The following is a 17,971-nucleotide window of genomic DNA, read 5'->3' on the forward strand; positions in this document are numbered from 1 at the left end:
TACTTAAAAATCCTTATCCAACCGTAGGCGTATCTTCTTCCTTTAATATTTTTTTCTCTTTCATCGTAAGCATCATTCTTTCATATTTGTACTTTTCCCAGCTGAACGTATTTAGGAAATCAAGAGCGGCCTGAAAACCTCTGTTAAAAAGTTCTTCCTTTTCCTCTTTTTTCATGAAGAAATTCAGCCAGCTGCTGGTACCACAGTTGACACTCTGTATACTGTACGAACGGTAAAAAGTATGTTTGGTAAGGAATGTCTTATCATTAAAACCTTTCAGAGTACTGATAATATTTCCGGCATAGCTGAATGGTGTTTTAAGAATTTCTTCACTGGTTTTTCCTCTTTCAGAAAGAATCGCAGAATCGCTTGTCAGCTGTACCCCGAAAAGAGGCATTCTCGGATAAAAAACTTCATCCGCATGAAACAGGTCAATAGGAAAGTTGGAAATACTTCCACCATCAATGAAAACTCCTGCAGGATTAATATCATCAGGTTTTGTATTCATCCAGTATTTCCAGGCGTACTTTACAGAATCGTCATCCTTATTGATCTGTTTCTGAAAAGGTTCAAAGAAAAAAGGAACTGCCATAGAAGCTCTCACAAATTCAGCCGGGCTGATGTGTTTCAGCTCCTCTTCAGACCAATAGAGATTGGCCATTGTAGGAAGTTCTACCTTAATTTTAGCATTGATATCTGTGGTAATAACAACATATTCAGACTTTAGAAGGTAGAAGGGGTGTTTTTATAATAATCATTGTTGACGGCGCTTTCATAGAAAATTCTGTAACGGGTTGGGTCAATATGTTCCTGATTTTTGATTTTAATTTTTTCAATGCTTTGTAAAGCCATCAGATAATATTCCTGGCCGTTTCCATAGCGATAGTTGAGATTAAGCTCCTTTTCTTTCTGGATGAATTTTTCGTTGAGATGGGCAACAGTTTTTATTCCAAATTGATCCAGCGCATTTTGCATGGTATTCTGAAAAACATTTCCGGGATTCAGTCCGCTGTTTTCTTTCCTGAAATTATTATACAGTTTTTGGATACAAAAAAAGAGGATGACAGCCGGAATCAGAGGAATCAGAAACATCAGCTTCGCATTCATGATCGTCATTGAAGGTGCCAGAAAGGGAATACTGATCAGAATCATAAAAAAAATAGCGGCAATAACAGCATTGATCCTAAAGAAGTCTTTGTTGTTCAGCATCGCATGCAGAGTGGTCTTTACATAGGTTTTCCCATCCATAAAATCTGCAAAATTCCAGCTGAAAAGAATATCCTTGATAAGCTCACTTTTAGCTTCTTCTTTGGTCTTACAGGCAGCAATAAGCATGGTATTAATAGCTCCGGCACTCGTTCCTGCTACTTTCAGAAAACGGATTCCGAATATTTCCAGTCCATAAAGATAGCCTACCAATGCGCTTCCCCAGACACCACCACCTTCCTGTACAAACTCTACATACTGATTCCCGGACTGATCCAGGAGATCAGAGAATTCTTTGGAAGAGATATTCTCGTGCAAAGCAAGCAATTTATCTTTGGATGCCTTTGATAGAGAAGGATCTTCAAGAATTTTGTTGAGGTTTTCAGAAGTCATGGTATTTTGTTTTGATGGTGTTCAGGTTAAAGACAAAAAGTAATCACCAAGTTATATTTTATTGAAAGTAAAAACTTCGAGCCTTTGCGTTTATTAAAGATTAATTACCACTGTCTTCGTCTCACATAAATAAAGGTACTGATGACAACGGTTGCCATTGCTCCCAATGTGATAAAATATCCATACTTATGATGAAGCTCAGGCATATTATCGAAGTTCATTCCGTAAACTCCAGCAATAAAAGTGATGGGTAAGAAATAGACTGAATAAATTGCCAGAACCTTCATCACCTGATTGGCCTTTTGATCCGAAAGTGCCAGGAACATAGAAATAAGGTTGGTAATCTGAATATTCAAATGATCAAAATCGGCAACCACGTCTTTATGTTTATCTTTTAAATCCACAATTTCTGAGTCCTGTAAATTCAGTAATTTAAATTTGTCAATAGCATCTGTAGAAATTACCAGTACACGGGAATTTAATCCAGATTTTCGTTTCAGTTTGTAAAGACGGCGGATCTGGCTGGTATGATTGGTGTTTTTAAGAAAAATTTCATTCTCAATATTGTCCATTGTTTCAAACAAACTTAAAGATTCATCATCAAAACTTTTCATGATCAATATAGCAATCATTAGCATGATTTGCTGAGGTTTAAGGTCTTCCTGAATTAAAGACACTTTTTTCTTGGTCTCGGAAATACTTCTGGTTTTCATCCTGTGGATGGTAATAATGGTATTTTCCACCAGAAAGATTCCAATTTTGGTGCTGATATCACTTATTGTATTGAGATTCTTTCTTTCCAGTTCTGTGCTTTCACGGAGTAAAAAGAATTTTACATTCCCGTCTTCTTCATATTTTGGAAGGTGATTAGGATCCATTGTATCTTCCAGGAGAAGATTGTTGATTTCATATCTTTCATGAAGAAATTTCAGGTCTTCTAAAGTAGGAGCCTCTACATCTACCCATTCGCACTGGGAGGTTCTGTATATCGTATCAATTGGCATAAAGTAAAAATACTAATATTTTGAAAAAGTATGTGTTAAATAAGTTTTATCTTTGCCAAAATTAAAAAACTATATGATTAAAAGTACCATAAAAGGGGTGGGATTTTATGTTCCAGATAACGTTGTTACCAATGATGATTTGGCAAAACTAATGACTACCAATGACGAATGGATTACGGAAAGAACAGGGATCAAGGAAAGAAGACATAGAAAAAACAGAAACGATTCTCAGGAAACCACTGCTTATTTAGGATTTAAAGCTGCAGAAAAAGCGATCCAGAATGCCGGCCTTACCTCAAAAGATATCGATTATATTGTTTTTGCAACGCTTTCACCGGATTATTATTTTCCTGGGTGTGGAGTATTACTTCAGGATATGCTGGGATGTGACACCATCGGAGCATTGGATGTCAGAAATCAGTGTTCAGGATTTGTATATGCTATGAGTGTGGCGAATGCATTTATCAAATCGGGTACTTATAAAAATATCCTTGTGGTAGGAGCAGAAATTCACTCTTTCGGATTGGATTTTTCTGACGAAGGAAGAGGAGTATCTGTTATTTTCGGAGATGGGGCAGGAGCGGTTGTTCTTTCTGCATCAGAAGATGAAAATGCAGGAGATATCTTAGCGATGAATATGCATTCTGAAGGAAAATATGCTGATGATCTTTGTACTCAGTTCCCGGGTTCAAAATACGGATGGAGTGACAGAATGAGAAAAGATCCTGAAAATGTAACGAATAAAGAAGTATATCCGATCATGAACGGAAACTTTGTATTCAAACATGCGGTAACTAGATTCCCTGAAACAATGATGGAAGCATTGAACAAAGCAGGAAAAACAGTTGAAGATCTTGATATGTTCATTCCACATCAGGCGAACCTGAGAATTGCTCAGTTTGTACAGGAGAAATTCGGATTACCGAACGAAAAAATCTTCAATAATATTCAGAAATACGGAAATACAACTGCTGCTTCTATTCCTATTGCTTTAAGTGAAGCGATCGAGCAGGGAAAAATAAAAAGAGGCGATCTTGTACTTCTTTCAGCATTCGGAAGCGGATTCACCTGGGGGAGTGTTTTGTTTAATTTTTAATTTTTTTCATCATTTAATAAATTAAACGTTTTTTTTAAAATCATTATGGTATCTATTATAATGATGGTAGCTAATGAAGTACTGTTGTGAATGTTTCTACTTTGAATACTTTAGGTATCCCAAGACCGGCATTTATCAATTAAATTCCACTATGAATAATTTTTTAAGTACCCAAATTGCTGGGCAGACACAGATTCTTGCTCCTGTATTGGAGATAGCCAACAGTTCAGGCAGTGGGGTTACTTATACGGGAGCTTCTCAGATCACATTTACTCCAGGGCTTTACATGATTACTTTTACGTATGAAGCAGACCATAACAATGGATCCTGCAATCTTTCTTCTTATTTTGTGGATTTTCCGGTTGGGGAGTTCCAGTATTCAAAGGGTACATAGTACAGCATCTCATTCGAGCAGTGCTTCATCAGACCATGGAGGAAGTATTACCTTTACTTCAAGAATCACTTCCAATTATGTATGGAATATTGAGTTGGGAAGAGATTTGTAAAGTAATTTTAGTAAATAAATATAGAATAAAATGCGAAAGGCTATTTATTATCTTGGACTTTTTTAAAGTAATACTTCAAGTTTCTTAAAAACTTTGCATATTAATAGTTCATTCCACATCAGGCGAACCTTAGAATTGCTCAGTTTGTTCATGAGAAATTCGGATTACCAAACGAAAAAATCTTCAACAATATTCAGAAATACGGAAACACAATCGTTGCTTCTATTCCTATTGGCCTAAGTGAAGCGATCGAACAGGGAAAAATAAACAGAGGAGATCTTGTACTTCTTTCAGCATTCGGAAGCGGATTCATGTGGGGAAGTGTTTTGTATAAATTTTATTTTTTTTTAATAAATTAATTGATTTTATAGATTTTTTTCGATAAATCGTTGTGTTTTTATTAATTGTTACTGATTTTTATATTTTTTAATATACTTTTGTCTTGGTAATCTATAAACACACAACGAATGAAAAAACACTTATTTTTTGGGACTCTATTATTCTCCTTGTCCCTATATGCTCAAGTTGGTATTAGAACTGCAACCCCTCAAAAAAGCTTACATGTCAATGGCTCTTTACAGGTAGTAGATGAAATAAACGTAGGTGGAAATGCCACGACAGCTGGTTCTTCTGGTACGACAGGACAAATTTTGACTTCCAACGGGCCTGGGACGGCTCCTTCATGGCAGACGATGAATACAATAAGCGGTACTATCAATAGCGCTTATTATGTGCAGGGAACTACTGCTGCTACAGCTAGTCAGGGAACTACAATTGATGTACCAGGGGCTACGATTACTTTGACGGTACCCGCTGGAAGAACTCAGACTTTTTTATTTACTATTTTAGGATACGCAACCTTAACGGATGGTAATTCAAGTCAGGGCGTTTTTACTCTTTTGCAAAATGGGGTCAAAATTTCTTCAGCATTTGCATCTAAAGCAGGAAGTTTCCCCGGAGGAGCAACGTTGGCAAGTATGCCTGTTCCGGTGACATTTTTGAAATCAGTAAATCTCACAGCAGGAACTTATACTTTTAAAGTTCAATATGCTGCCTGGTCTGGGAATGCTACTGTTAATTTTGTCCCTTCTGGTTATGCAGGCTATAATGGTGATACAGAAGCCATGCTTACTAAGATGCAGGTGCTGGTATATAATAACTAAACATTTTTAAAATAAGACTAAAAACCACAGGCTTTTTTTTAAGTTTTAATTCTTTTATCTCTATATTTTAAATATTTATAAGTGAAGCTTTTGCAATTATAGAATTTATAATATAGTTTGTTTTTTTTGATTGAAAATATTCATATCGTTGTGAATTTTTGGGTTACTTTTTGTCGTAATTTTATTATGTTAAAAATTCTAAAAACAAAAAAATGAAAAACTATTTATTACTTGGGGCTTTTTTAGTTCCCTTATTTCATGTAGCGCAAGTAGGGATACAAACTTCAACTCCTCAGAAAACCTTACATGTCAATGGTTCATTACAGGTTGTAAATGAAATAAACGTGGGTGGAAATGCCACAACAGCCGGATCAGCAGGAACTTCCGGCCAGATTTTGACTTCTAACGGATCTGCGGTAGCTCCTTCATGGCAAACACTGAATACAATAAGCGGAACAATTAACAATGCTTATTATGTTCAGGGAACTACTGCTGCTACAGCTACTCAGGGAACAACAATTGATGTTCCGGGTGTTACCATTACTTTGACGGTTCCTGCGGGAAAAACTCAGACCTTTTTATTTACTATTTTAGGGTATTCAACATTATTAGACGGCAATTCGAGTCAAGGTGTTTTTATGCTTTTACAAAATGGGGTGAAAATTTCTTCCGCCTTTGCCTCTAAAGCTGGAACTTTCCCCGGAGGAACAGCGTTGTCAAGTATGCCGGTTCCTGTAACTTTTTTGAAATCAGTAACCCTTACAGCAGGAACTTATACTTTTAAAGTTCAATATGCTGCCTGGTCAGGAAGTGCTACTGTTAATTTTGTTCCTTCTACGTATTTGGGGTATAATGGTGATACAGAATCTATGCTTACTAAGATGCAGGTTTTAGTGTATAATAACTAAGCATATATACAATAAATAAAAAACCGCAAAACTGAAGTTTTGCGGTTTTTTTGCTTTTATCAGAGTATCTGTTAAAGACTCTTCAATAGCTTTTCCGTGTCAGAAGAATCCTGTCCGGTACTTTTTGCCAGTTCAATAGACTTTTCAGCCCACATTTTAGCATTTTTCTTATCACCAACTTTATTGTAAAGATTCGCCAAAGTATCTGTATTGGCAAAGTTCTGATCTTTCTTTACAGATTCCTGTGCCCATGTAATGGCTTTTTCCAGAGAAGTCTTATTGCTTACATTTTCAAAGAAGTTCCAGGCAAGAGAATTCAGTTCTTCAGAACCGGCAGCAGTATAATCTTTGTAAAGGTCAAGAATTAGTTTTTCATATTCAGGAATATCTTTATTCTTCAAAGCTCTGTTGGCTTTCATTCTTTTTAAGATCTTGTCAGCTTCCTCTTTGCTTAGGAATTTTTGGGTTTCAGTCATGAAATAGTTATCATCCCATTTCTTAGTATCCGGATTATAGGCTTTTTTAGAAACAGTATTCAGTTTAATATTTTTATCAAACTTTTCATATTTATCTTCCGGGAAGAATTTAACGATATCAGCTTTTTTATCCTGGAAAATTTTGTACAAAGGACTGTCTGTAGTTTGTACTCCCGAAAGTAGCATTTGGATATCTTCCTGATCTAAGCTTGCTTTCTGTTGAAAGTAACGGTTAAGAACTTTCCCGGCAAACTCAGCGTCGTTATACATGGTAAGGCCGGCAAGATTCTTTAAAAACTCAGGATCTTTTTCTCCTTTTTCAAACTGTTGCTTCAGAGAAGTAAGTCTTTTGTTCGGATCTTCTGCGTCTTTTGCAAACTGGATAAAGTCTTTTTCTTCCACATATCCTAAAGTTCGGTGTACAGCTTCACCACTTCCATCAATAAACAGGTAAGTAGGGAACGCTTTTACATTATATTTTTTTGCCAGCTCAATTCCTTCTCCTTTTTCCATGTCAATTTTAGCATTGATAAAGTGAGAATTGTAATATTCTCCTACAGACTGAAGTGGGAAAATATTTTTAACCATCAGTTTACAAGGCCCGCACCATGAAGCATATGCATCAATAAAGATCAGTTTTTTTTCTTTTTTTGCTTTGGCCAGAATAGAGGCAAAATTGCCTTCTTCAAATTTAATTCCCTGCGCCCATGCAAGAGCTCCTATAAAGATTGAGGAAAGTATTGCTATTTTTTTCATAAAAACTTTTTATTCCATGCAAATGTAATAAATATGATGACACATGAGCCGTTCATATTGAAAATAATTATACAGGAACTTTGGTTTTAAAACAGGCATCAGCTTGTATTGAAGATAATCATCTATTATTTTAGTCTTATTATTAAAATTAATGTAAATTACTATTGTGGGTTAAATGATTAAATTTCAATATAATATTTTAATAAAAAATAAAATATCACTAGTTTTGTAAAAAACAAAAAGACACCCCGTGAAAATAATGATGAATTATTATAAAATCAAAATAATAATTTATTTTTCTATGCCTAAAAGTCTTTTGCAATTTTTATTTCTGCTGGCAACAGCAGTCCCCATATTCGCTCAGAAAAAAAATAACTTTGACCTCATCTGTGAGAGGACTTCTTCCGTTACCGCCTATAAAGATTTACCCAAAGCAATCAAAACCGCAGATTCTCTTTATATGAAGGCACAAAAACCTTCAGAGAAAATAAAATGCCTTGTGCTCTCTTCAGAGCTATACCATCATGCAGGTGAACTTAAAAAAGCAATCTGTTACAGTGAAAATGCCCACTCGGTAATCAATCAGATCAATGATCCGGAATGGATGACTGTGGTGACCAGATTACTTGCGAGACAATATAGACAGGTAGGGTTATACGAAAGATCGAAAAAATACATTGTAAAAGGACTTCAGGCTTCAGGTCAGATTGTTGATTTTCAGAAAAGTAGTGAAGCTGCAGGACTGCTGAATCAGGAAATGGCCTTCTATGAAATGGAGATGGGGAATTTTCCCAATGCAATACGTAATATTGAGTCATCTCTGAAATATTTTGAAAAAATAAACAGCCAAAACGAAAACAGAACAGCTGCAGCTTCTTATCAGCTGCTGGGAGATGTCTATTTCAAGCTTAATGATTATTCTGTTTCCGAAGACTATTATCGAAAAGCAGAAGGCCTGCTGAAAAATGGAAGTTGTACACTGGGATTGGTGTATAATGGCTTAGGAGGTATTCGTCTGAAGGAGAAAAACTGGAAAGATGCTGAGTTATATCTTAAAAAAGCAGAAAAGATTGCGGATACATCCAGAAGTCTTAAGCTTAAAAAAGCTGTTTATTCCAATATTAATGATTATTATGAAGGAATTGGAGACAATTTTAAAGCTTCACTATATGCTGTGAAATATATCCGAGCTTATGACAGTATTGCGGCCCGTAATCAAATTTTTACACCAAAAGGTGCTGAGATTCTGAAAGGAAAGAGTCATAAAAATGATGGGCATATGAATCTGATTAAAAACACAGCTATTATTATTCTGTTTATCTCGCTGGTAGGCTTACTTGTTTTCTTCAGGACAAAGCAGAGAAAGCAGCGTTCAAAATTCAGAAATATTATAAGAGCTCAGTTAAATATGGTCAGTAACAGAACTTATTATCCTTTAGCTCAATCTGACGATGCTGAGTTTTCGAAAATATTTGTGGAAGAAATTGATGAAAAAGATTCTGAAGAAGATCGAAGAAGAAATGATTCCCTGATGACTTCCGAGACAGAATCGAAATTGCTTGAACTGCTTGAAGATTTTGAAAAAGGTGATCTTTATAACAATAAAGGGATGTCTCTGTCTTTTCTTGCAGGTGAATTGAATACCAATACAAAATATCTGTCCTATGTAATCAATCAGCATAAAAATGCAGATTTCAAAACCTATGTAAATCGTTTAAGAATCAATTATATTGTAGATAAGCTGATCAATGATGAGAAGTACAGGCAATATAAGATAAGTATCCTTGCTGACGAATGCGGATTCTCTTCACATAGTAAATTTGCTGCCGTCTTTAAAGCGGTTACAGACCACTCTCCATCAGCCTATATCAAATATCTGGATACTGAAAATCAATCAGACAAAAATGTCCATTTTCCTGAAAATGATTAAAAACAACTTGTTTTTTTTATTCTACCTTACCATTTTCGTGAAAATGAACAACCTATTATTTTAAAGAAAAGCTTTGCTGGTATATCTTTGCGTCAGTTTCACGGGACATGATGTAATTCTGCTGCAGCTTATCATTTTTATTTTCTTCTTTCAAGATAAGAGTAAGCCCAAACTGCAATTCCCTTTTTTTAGCTTTTAAGGAAAATATTCTTCTGATCAGGAATATGAACCATATATTATAATCGGGGTTGATTGCCCGGTTTTTTTTCAGTCAAGTTTTTTTAAGTGCAAATCCACAGATTTCTGTGGATTTGTGATTTTATTTAACTTTCGTACTGTCGGTTTTTACTTTTGAAGTATCAGAGGTTGCGGTTGAAGGTATGGAGTTCGCTACGGCAGAATCACCCATCCTGTTTCTTAAAGAATCTTTATTGTGGGCATCTTTATATTCCTCTCTTTTCTCTTTGTTTTGAGCACAACTTCCAAGGAAAAGAAGTCCAAGAACTGCCCCTATCCATAATTTTCTCATAATAGTTAATTTTGATTGTTGATGTTAATCAAATATAAGGATTAAAAAGATAAAAGATAAAAGATAAAAGATAAAAGATAAAAGATAAAAGATAAAAGATAAAAGATCTTGTTATTAAAATTCAATAGGGCTGGGTTTTAACCCAGCTAAAGATAAATCATCCTTCTGTTGGCTGTAGCCAAAACCAAAAATAAAAGGAATAAATTTTAACTCAAAATGGATAAAATTCTTTTCTTCATAAAAAATAAAAAAATCTGCAGAGCTTTCATCTGCAGATTTTCCATTTTTAGATTGAATGTTATCATTACTACTTAACAGGAGATGTTGCCATAGAATCCCTTTTTATCTTGGTAGTATCAGGATTCGTCATTTTTGTAGTCATGGTGTCAGTAGTAGTAGGCGTCATACTTTTTTGCGTATTACCTACTGCCGCTGAATCCCGGCTACTCGTTGACATTGTCGATTCTTTGGTTCCACAGCTCACTGCAAATATTCCTATTCCAACGGCTGCTAGCAATAACTTTTTCATATTCTTCTATTTTGTGGTGTTGTCGTAATGAAAAAATCAACAATTATTCCTAACAGGGCCTGAAGAATCGTAAAATATCGGTAAAGTTTGTTAAAAGATGTTAGGTAGCAGGTAGCAGGGAATAGGGAATAGGAGTTAGAGGTGGGAGTGTGTTATGGAAATGAAAGTACTTTGTTAACTGCCAGTAACCTTGAACCTTGAACCTTGAACCCGAATTTCTAATCTCGTATCCCACAAAAAAGCCCCGAAACAAAAATTCCGAGGCTGTTAAATCATTTATCAATGATCATTGATTGTTTATCGTTTATTACCCTAAATATGGATATTTGTAGTTTTTTGGAGAAACAAACGTTTCTTTTACGCTTCTTACAGAGGTCCATCTTAGAAGATTCATTTTAGAACCTGCTTTATCATTAGTTCCTGAAGCTCTACCACCACCGAAAGGCTGTTGTCCTACTACAGCACCAGTTGGTTTATCATTGATGTAGAAGTTACCAGATGCATTCTCTAAAGCTTTGTACGCTTCATTGATTGCGTAACGGTCTTGTGAGAATACAGAACCTGTCAATGAATATGGAGAAGAAGAATCTACTAACTTAAGAGTTTCTTTCCAGTCTTGATCTTCATATACAAATACAGAAAGGATTGGGCCGAAGATCTCTTCTACCATACTTTCGTATTGAGGATTTGTAGTTTCAATTACTGTTGGGTGTACGAACCATCCTTTAGAATCATCCACTTTACCACCAATAGCTACAGTAGCTTCACCTGAAGCGTTTGCTCTGTCGATATATCCTTTACATTTTTCAAAAGAATTTTTATCGATTACAGCGTTTACAAAATTAGAAGTATCTTCCGGAGAACCAATTTTGATGGTGCTCATCTGAGCTTCCATTACTTTTTTCACATCAGCCCAAAGAGATTTAGGTACATAAGCTCTTGAAGCTGCAGAACATTTCTGTCCCTGATATTCGAAAGCACCTCTTACCAATGCAGTCGCTACAGCTTCTACGTTAGCAGAAGGGTGAGCAATAACAAAGTCTTTACCACCAGTTTCTCCAACGATTCTTGGATATGTTCTGTAGTTGTGGATATTATCACCGATCATTTTCCACATTCCCTGGAATACTTTTGTAGACCCTGTAAAGTGAAGACCAGCGAAGTCACGGTGAGCCAATACTTTTTCAGCAGTTTCCTTTCCATCAGTAAAGATCATATTGATAACCCCTGCAGGAAGACCCGCTTCAATTAATACATCCATGATTACTTTTGCAGAATATACCTGCTTGTCAGACGGCTTCCAAACCACTACATTTCCTAACATAGCCATACAAGTAGGAAGGTTTCCAGAAATCGCTGTAAAGTTGAACGGAGTTACCGCAAAGCAGAATCCTTCTAATGGTCTGTATTCAACACGGTTCCAGATTCCATTGTCAGAAACCGGCTGCTCAGCATACATTTCTGTCATGAACTCTACATTGAACCTTAAGAAGTCGATGAATTCACAAGCAGAATCAATTTCAGCCTGGTGTACATTTTTAGACTGCCCGATCATTGTTGCTGCATTAATCACATCTCTGTAAGGACCAGCCAAAAGATCAGCTGCCTTTAAGAAAATTGCTGCACGCTGTTCCCAGCCTAGTTCATTCCATTCTTTTTTAGCTGCCAATGCCGCGTTGATAGCGTCATCCACATGCTGCATACCACCCTGATAGTAGAACCCGAAATCATGAGCATGATCCTGTGGAGACTGAAGTTGTACTTTTGTTTCAGTTTTTACTTCTTTTCCATTGATGATCATTGGGATTTCTACCTTTTCAGCCCACATTTTTTTATACGTGTCGATAAGGCTTTTAACTTCCGGAGATCCCGGTTCGTATGAGTTTACAGGCTCGTTTACCGCTAATGGTACTTGCGAAATTGCTTTTGACATATTACGTTTTATTATTTTATTAAATTAAATAAGATGTGTATACAAATTTACAATAATTATAAAGAAAGAAAAAATACCATCTGTTTTTGTCAAATAAAATATAAAATATGTTTTCTGATAATATTTAAGCTTTTTTTGATGATAGATTTTGTTAAACCCTGGTATGTTTTGATAATTCTTTAGCTTTTAGAAAAAAATGCATCATTTTGTTATAATTATAGGAATTAGGACAATAAAATATTTGTCATAGTTTAAAAACAGTTATTAATTGCTGTAAATAAAGGATTTATGGCAGAGTGTTAAAATTATATAAATTCACATTTGTTGCGATTTTGAACATTTTAAATAATTTTTTTGATAGCCGGAGGGATAAGATTGTTCTAATTTTACACCATTATTAACAGGTATGAAAAAAAGAGTCTTATTTTTCTCTTTTGTGATATTTTTCTCAGCGTTGTGTGCAGGTCTTTTTGCACATAAAGGGAAAACTCAATCATACACTGATGTCCTTTCAAAAATTCATCTTTTACAACAGAAATCTGATCAGCAAACACAACCTGAAATCTATAGTTTTTCAGATGTGCAGGATGTGCAGGATTCCAATGACTGGGAGAAAGTAAAATTTGATTACTCAATACTTGCACAGCAGTGGTTGCACTATTTCTTTGCAGGTTACACTTACAATACACAGGTTGCGGCTGTTCAAAACCGCATTTATATTACAGCACCAAGGTACATTCTGTATCATTCCCTGCAGATAGCGGGCTGCTAATTCTTTTTCAATTTTTAATGATCTGCTATGGTTTGTATTCTCACGAGTACAGACTCATAACAATCATTCCCAATCTACATTTTTGAACATGTCTGTTTGCCTTTACGGAGAGGTGAACCGGATATTGTTTGTCCAATTTTAAATAAAAATATTATGCACTTAACACCGAGAGAAACGGAGAAGCTTATGCTATTTCTGGCAGGCGAACTCGCTCTGAAAAGAAAGGCAAGAGGCCTTAAATTAAACTACCCGGAATCAATAGCTCTGATCAGTCACTTTTTGCTTGAAGGAGCAAGAGATGGTAAAAAAGTAGCTGAACTCATGCAGGAAGGAGCAAACCTTCTTACCAAAGAAGATGTGATGCCAGGCGTTTCAGAAATGATCCATGATGTTCAGATTGAAGCTACTTTCCCTGATGGAACTAAGCTGGTAACCGTACACAATCCAATCCGCTAATACTACTGATTATGATACCAGGAGAAATTTTTGTAAAAGAAGGTACAATTATCTGCAATGAAGGCAGAAAAACTGTAAAAATAAAAGTAACAAACACAGGAGACCGTCCTATTCAGGTAGGTTCACACTTCCATTTTTTTGAAGTCAATAAAGCGATGAGCTTTGACCGTGAAAAAGCTTTCGGAAAGAGATTGAATATCGTAGCAAGTACTGCCGTACGTTTCGAACCGGGAGAAGAAAAAGAAGTGGAATTGGTAGAGATAGGAGGGACCAAAAAAGCAATGGGCTTCAACAATCTTGTTGACGGACAGATAGATTCTGAACAACAAAAAAAAGTAAGCCTTACAAAAGTTGAAGAGTTAAACTTTAAAAATCATTAAGATGAGCTTACACGTAGACAGAAAACAATACGCCAATATATTAGGTCCTACAGCCGGAGATAAAATCAGATTGGGAGACACTGAAATTATTATTGAAATCGAAAAAGATTTCACCCACTACGGAGACGAAGCTGTTTTCGGAGGAGGAAAAACAGTTCGTGACGGAATGGGACAGAATGTGACAGCTAAAAGAGATGAAGGTGTTTTGGATCTTTGTATCACAGGAGCCGTAATTATTGACCACTGGGGAATTGTAAAAGGAGATATCGGAATCAAAGACGGAAAGATTGTAGGAATCGGAAAAGCCGGAAACCCTGATACGATGGATGGTGTAACACCTAATATGATTATCGGGGCTTCAACGGAAGTTCATGGTGGAAAAGGGTATATCGTAACGGCCGGAGGAATTGACACTCACATTCACTACATCTGCCCTCAACAGATTGAGACATCTTTATACAGCGGAATCACAACAATGATTGGCGGAGGTACAGGTCCAAATGACGGAACAAATGCTACAACGGTTACTCCCGGAAGGTTCAATATGCAGAAAATGCTTGAAGCAGCAGAAGAATATCCTATGAATCTTGGTTTTTTCGGAAAAGGAAACTGTTCAGCTGAAGAACCTATTGAAGAGCAGGTAGAAGCAGGTGCTTTGGGAGTAAAAATTCACGAAGACTGGGGAGCAACTCCTGCAACCATTGATGCCGCATTGAAAGTAGCTGATAAATATGACGTTCAGGTGGCCATCCACACGGATACTTTGAATGAAGGAGGGTTTCTGGAAGATACCATGAGAGCCATCAATGGAAGGGTAATCCATACTTTCCATACAGAAGGTGCAGGTGGAGGTCACGCACCAGACATCATTAAAGCAGCTATGTATCCGAATGTATTACCGGCTTCTACCAATCCTACACGTCCTTACACCATCAATACCATTGATGAACATTTAGACATGCTGATGGTTTGTCACCATTTGAGTAAAAACATTCCTGAGGATGTAGCGTTTGCAGATTCACGTATTCGTCCCGAAACCATTGCAGCAGAAGATATCCTTCACGATATGGGGGTTTTCAGTATCATGAGTTCAGATTCTCAGGCGATGGGAAGACCGGGAGAAGTGATTACCAGAACATGGCAGACAGCGAGCAAAATGAAAGAGCAGAGAGGTGATCTGGCTGAAGATAAAGATAGCGGAAATGACAATTATCGTGCAAAAAGATATGTGGCTAAATATACCATCAATCCGGCTATAGCACACGGTATTTCAGAATATGTAGGCTCTCTTGAAGAAGGGAAACTGGCGGATTTGGTGATCTGGAAACCAGCCTTATTTGGTGTAAAACCGGAAATGATTGTAAAAGGAGGATTTGTCATTGCTGCTAAAATGGGAGATCCCAACGCATCTATTCCAACGCCTCAGCCTATTATTTACAGAAATATGTTCGGAGCTCACGGAAAAGCCAAGTTTGGTACTTGCGCGAACTTCGTTTCTCAGATTTCTATCGACAACGGAACAATCGCTTCTTACAAACTGGAAAAAATGATTCTTCCGGTGAAAAACTGTAGAAATATTGGTAAAAAAGACCTTATTCACAATGATAAGACGCCTTTAATTGAAGTGAATCCTGAAAACTATAAAGTAACGGTAGACGGTGAATACATCACTTGTGAACCGGCAGAGACACTTCCTTTAACACAGCTGTATTACTTGTTCTAAGATAAATTTTACGAATAAAACCTAATAGGTTTCAAAAACCTGTTAGGTTTATTAAACAACAAAAAAAGATTTATCAGACCATATTGTAAAACAATTATAGAACTCTAAGTGTAGAATGAAATATTTAAATAAAACAGTTTTTTCTCTTGCCATAACGGGTATGTCTATACTTTCAGGACATCTGAATGCTCAGTTTCTGGGTGGTCACAGGCTTAAAAGTGATGAAGACGGACCCAAAGGACAGTTTATGGTGTATGGTTCATTAGACTATTCTAAAATTACAACACCGTCAAGCAGCAGCAGTACTGTTTCCAGTGCACCGCTTGGAGTAGGCTACTTCATTAATAATAATGATCTTATAGGGGTTAATTATGCTTACTCGCAGAATACTGTGGACCACAATGTAGTATACAAACAAAATGAAGCAGGAATCTGGTATAGTCCTTCGGTAATGCTTGGAAAATATTTTGTGTTGATTGGTCAGGTGGATGCCCACTATGTTTGGGGACAACAACTTTCGACAGCAGCGGATGCTATGCAGAATTTTAACGGATTCCGCCTTCGTGCTTATCCTTTGATCGGAATCGTATTAGGAGGAGGCTGGGCACTGAAATTCAAATTCGCAGAACTTTCAATGCTTCAGACCAAAACAAAAGAAGAAGGCTGGACAAAAAGCTATGTAGCCGGAATCAGTGGTTCAACATTCGGGGTAGGAATCTCCAAAAACTTAGACTTCAGAAAAAAAACGAAAAATGATAATTAATCAAATCATAGGCAATATTGCTGAAAATCCTTCGGAGAAAACCATAGACTATCTTGATCTGGAATGGTTTGAAACCACCAAAAGAATCCAGCGTAAAAAAACCAGACAGGGAATTGATATTGCCATCAAATTTCTCAGAGAAGGGCAACGATTACGTGAAGGAGATATTCTTTTTGAGGATGCAGAAAAAATAATAGCAATCAATGTTTTGGAAACAGAAGCCATTGTGATGTCACCAGCTTCACTGCTGGAAATGGGTACCGTGTGCTATGAGATCGGAAACAAACATATTCCGCTTTTCATTCAGAATGATAAAGTATTACTTCCTTTTGAAATGCCGATGTTCAGATGGCTGGAGGCAAGCGGTTTCAAACCGGAGAAACAATCTGTGAAACTGCTGAATCTTCTTAAATCGAATGTAGAACCTCATGGACACGGAAGTCTGGGCTCCACAATCTTTACAAAAATCTTAAAAATGGCCGCTCCGAAAGATGAATAATATGAATATCAATTTCTTATCAGGATTGCTTCATCTCGCAGATCCTACACTTCCTATCGGAGGCTATACCCATTCCAACGGACTTGAAACGTATGTGCAGGAAAGAATTGTACATGATCTGGCAACCGCGAAAGAATTTGTACAGAATATGCTTCAGTACAATCTTAAATTCAATGACGGAGCTTTTGTAAAACTGGCTTATGAAGCGGCAAAAAAGGGAGATATACAGCAGCTTTTAGAACTGGATAACGAATGTAATGCGATAAAATGTCCAAAGGAAATTCGCCAGGCGAGCCAGAAACTGGGACTCAGACTGATTAAAATCTTCAAAAGAAGAGAAAGTTTTTCTTTTATGGAAGCTTTTGAGAAAGCTGTTCAGCATAAAGAAGCCAATTCTCACTATTGTATTGTGTTTGGAGTGTATGCTTATCTGATGAAAATTCCTTTGTATGAAGCACTTTTAGGATTCTATTACACTTCGGTTGCGGGAATGATTACCAATGCTGTAAAACTAGTTCCTCTTGGGCAATTGGACGGACAAGATATTTTATTCTCACTATATCCCGTAATGGAAAAGACAGTCTGGGAAACCATGGAGTTGGACAGGGATATGGTGGGACTTTGTAATACCGCTTTTGATATCAGATGTATGCAGCATGAAAGATTGTATTCAAGACTTTATATGTCCTAAAAAGTAAAAATAAATGACAAAAAGGGGGGAAGGCAAAAGATAAAAGAAGATTGGGAAAGCTAAGAAAATGAAGAAACGCAAGACTCAATGAATATGCTTCTTAGCCGAATGAAATGCCTTTGCATCCCTTACAATATTCTCAATTAAAAAAAATATATACGTGAAACAAGGTGCTCTTTGCTAAGTGAAACGCCCTTGCGATTGTAAAATATTCATAATAAAGAAAACTTAGCGCGCCTGGCGTTAAGAATTCAATCA

19 protein-coding genes and 1 pseudogene are annotated in these 17,971 nt (G+C 36.5%); 13 read left to right on the forward strand and 7 right to left on the reverse strand.

Translation table 11 applies throughout. From position 1 onward, the window contains the following. Positions 1–13: 13 nt before the first annotated feature. From REB14_RS11205 to REB14_RS11215, 3 genes are all read right to left on the reverse strand, one after another. On the reverse strand, positions 14–661 hold the full coding sequence (locus REB14_RS11205; protein ID WP_309522214.1) for a patatin-like phospholipase family protein: 648 nt from the start codon (positions 659–661) through the stop codon (positions 14–16). Between the two features lie 62 nt (positions 662–723). Then, a complete protein-coding gene (locus tag REB14_RS11210) occupies positions 724–1,599 on the reverse strand; it encodes a patatin-like phospholipase family protein (protein ID WP_309522215.1) in 876 nt (291 codons plus the stop codon). A 104-nt stretch (positions 1,600–1,703) separates the two neighbouring features. Continuing rightward, the gene (locus tag REB14_RS11215; protein WP_034699967.1) at positions 1,704–2,603 is read right to left on the reverse strand and encodes a magnesium transporter CorA family protein; all 900 of its coding nucleotides are present in this window, start codon (positions 2,601–2,603) and stop codon (positions 1,704–1,706) included. Between the two features lie 73 nt (positions 2,604–2,676). Here REB14_RS11215 and REB14_RS11220 point away from each other — a divergent pair, with 73 nt between their 5' ends. From REB14_RS11220 to REB14_RS11240, 5 genes and pseudogenes are all read left to right on the forward strand, one after another. Further along, complete coding sequence (locus tag REB14_RS11220) at positions 2,677–3,699, forward strand: 3-oxoacyl-ACP synthase III family protein (RefSeq protein ID WP_309522216.1); 1,023 nt, start codon at positions 2,677–2,679, stop codon at positions 3,697–3,699. 151 nt (positions 3,700–3,850) lie between these two features. Next, the gene (locus REB14_RS11225; protein ID WP_309522217.1) at positions 3,851–4,093 is read left to right on the forward strand and encodes a hypothetical protein; all 243 of its coding nucleotides are present in this window, start codon (positions 3,851–3,853) and stop codon (positions 4,091–4,093) included. Between the two features lie 222 nt (positions 4,094–4,315). Further along, a pseudogene (locus REB14_RS11230) lies at positions 4,316–4,564 on the forward strand (3-oxoacyl-ACP synthase III family protein); the annotation flags it as partial. Between the two features lie 108 nt (positions 4,565–4,672). Then, positions 4,673–5,368, forward strand: a complete 696-nt coding sequence (locus REB14_RS11235; protein WP_309522218.1) for a hypothetical protein — start codon at positions 4,673–4,675, stop codon at positions 5,366–5,368. A 212-nt stretch (positions 5,369–5,580) separates the two neighbouring features. Then, a complete protein-coding gene (locus REB14_RS11240; protein WP_079242537.1) occupies positions 5,581–6,276 on the forward strand; it encodes a hypothetical protein in 696 nt (231 codons plus the stop codon). Between the two features lie 71 nt (positions 6,277–6,347). On the opposite strand, the gene REB14_RS11245 is transcribed toward REB14_RS11240, so the two are convergent. Further along, a complete protein-coding gene (locus REB14_RS11245) occupies positions 6,348–7,508 on the reverse strand; it encodes a thioredoxin family protein (RefSeq protein WP_309522219.1) in 1,161 nt (386 codons plus the stop codon). A 301-nt stretch (positions 7,509–7,809) separates the two neighbouring features. Here REB14_RS11245 and REB14_RS11250 point away from each other — a divergent pair, with 301 nt between their 5' ends. Next, positions 7,810–9,438, forward strand: coding sequence for a tetratricopeptide repeat protein (locus REB14_RS11250; RefSeq protein WP_309522220.1), 1,629 nt, complete (start codon positions 7,810–7,812; stop codon positions 9,436–9,438). 319 nt (positions 9,439–9,757) lie between these two features. Here the strand turns inward: REB14_RS11250 and REB14_RS11255 are convergent, their stop codons facing one another. From REB14_RS11255 to pruA, 3 genes are all read right to left on the reverse strand, one after another. Beyond that, a complete protein-coding gene (locus tag REB14_RS11255) occupies positions 9,758–9,967 on the reverse strand; it encodes a hypothetical protein (RefSeq protein WP_079242534.1) in 210 nt (69 codons plus the stop codon). Between the two features lie 307 nt (positions 9,968–10,274). Then, positions 10,275–10,424 (reverse strand): hypothetical protein, encoded by a 150-nt coding sequence (locus REB14_RS11260; RefSeq protein ID WP_309522221.1) that lies wholly within the window; start codon positions 10,422–10,424, stop codon positions 10,275–10,277. A gap of 379 nt (positions 10,425–10,803) precedes the next feature. Further along, positions 10,804–12,429 carry an L-glutamate gamma-semialdehyde dehydrogenase gene (gene pruA, locus REB14_RS11265; protein ID WP_079242532.1) on the reverse strand — a complete coding sequence of 542 codons (1,626 nt, stop codon included), beginning with the start codon at positions 12,427–12,429 and terminating at the stop codon, positions 10,804–10,806. 406 nt (positions 12,430–12,835) lie between these two features. Between pruA and REB14_RS11270 the strand changes: the two genes are divergently transcribed. From REB14_RS11270 to REB14_RS11300, 7 genes are all read left to right on the forward strand, one after another. Beyond that, the gene (locus REB14_RS11270; RefSeq protein WP_034697262.1) at positions 12,836–13,201 is read left to right on the forward strand and encodes a hypothetical protein; all 366 of its coding nucleotides are present in this window, start codon (positions 12,836–12,838) and stop codon (positions 13,199–13,201) included. Positions 13,202–13,354: 153 nt separating this feature from the next. Continuing rightward, entirely contained in the window at positions 13,355–13,657 is a 303-nt protein-coding gene (gene ureA / locus REB14_RS11275; RefSeq protein ID WP_034697260.1) for an urease subunit gamma, read from the forward strand. A gap of 11 nt (positions 13,658–13,668) precedes the next feature. Further along, a complete protein-coding gene (gene ureB / locus REB14_RS11280; protein ID WP_309522222.1) occupies positions 13,669–14,037 on the forward strand; it encodes an urease subunit beta in 369 nt (122 codons plus the stop codon). Position 14,038: 1 nt separating this feature from the next. After that, complete coding sequence (gene ureC, locus REB14_RS11285; RefSeq protein ID WP_309522223.1) at positions 14,039–15,760, forward strand: urease subunit alpha; 1,722 nt, start codon at positions 14,039–14,041, stop codon at positions 15,758–15,760. A gap of 115 nt (positions 15,761–15,875) precedes the next feature. Beyond that, complete coding sequence (locus REB14_RS11290; protein ID WP_079242529.1) at positions 15,876–16,523, forward strand: hypothetical protein; 648 nt, start codon at positions 15,876–15,878, stop codon at positions 16,521–16,523. Further along, positions 16,513–17,022 carry an urease accessory protein UreE gene (gene ureE / locus REB14_RS11295; RefSeq protein WP_309522224.1) on the forward strand — a complete coding sequence of 170 codons (510 nt, stop codon included), beginning with the start codon at positions 16,513–16,515 and terminating at the stop codon, positions 17,020–17,022. Before REB14_RS11290 ends, ureE begins: the two co-directional genes overlap by 11 nt. Position 17,023: 1 nt before the next feature. Further along, positions 17,024–17,713 carry an urease accessory protein UreF gene (locus REB14_RS11300; RefSeq protein WP_079243961.1) on the forward strand — a complete coding sequence of 230 codons (690 nt, stop codon included), beginning with the start codon at positions 17,024–17,026 and terminating at the stop codon, positions 17,711–17,713. Positions 17,714–17,971 lie beyond the last annotated feature (258 nt).

This window comes from Chryseobacterium metallicongregator, assembly GCF_031324065.1.
In the GTDB taxonomy this organism is placed as follows: domain Bacteria; phylum Bacteroidota; class Bacteroidia; order Flavobacteriales; family Weeksellaceae; genus Chryseobacterium; species Chryseobacterium metallicongregator.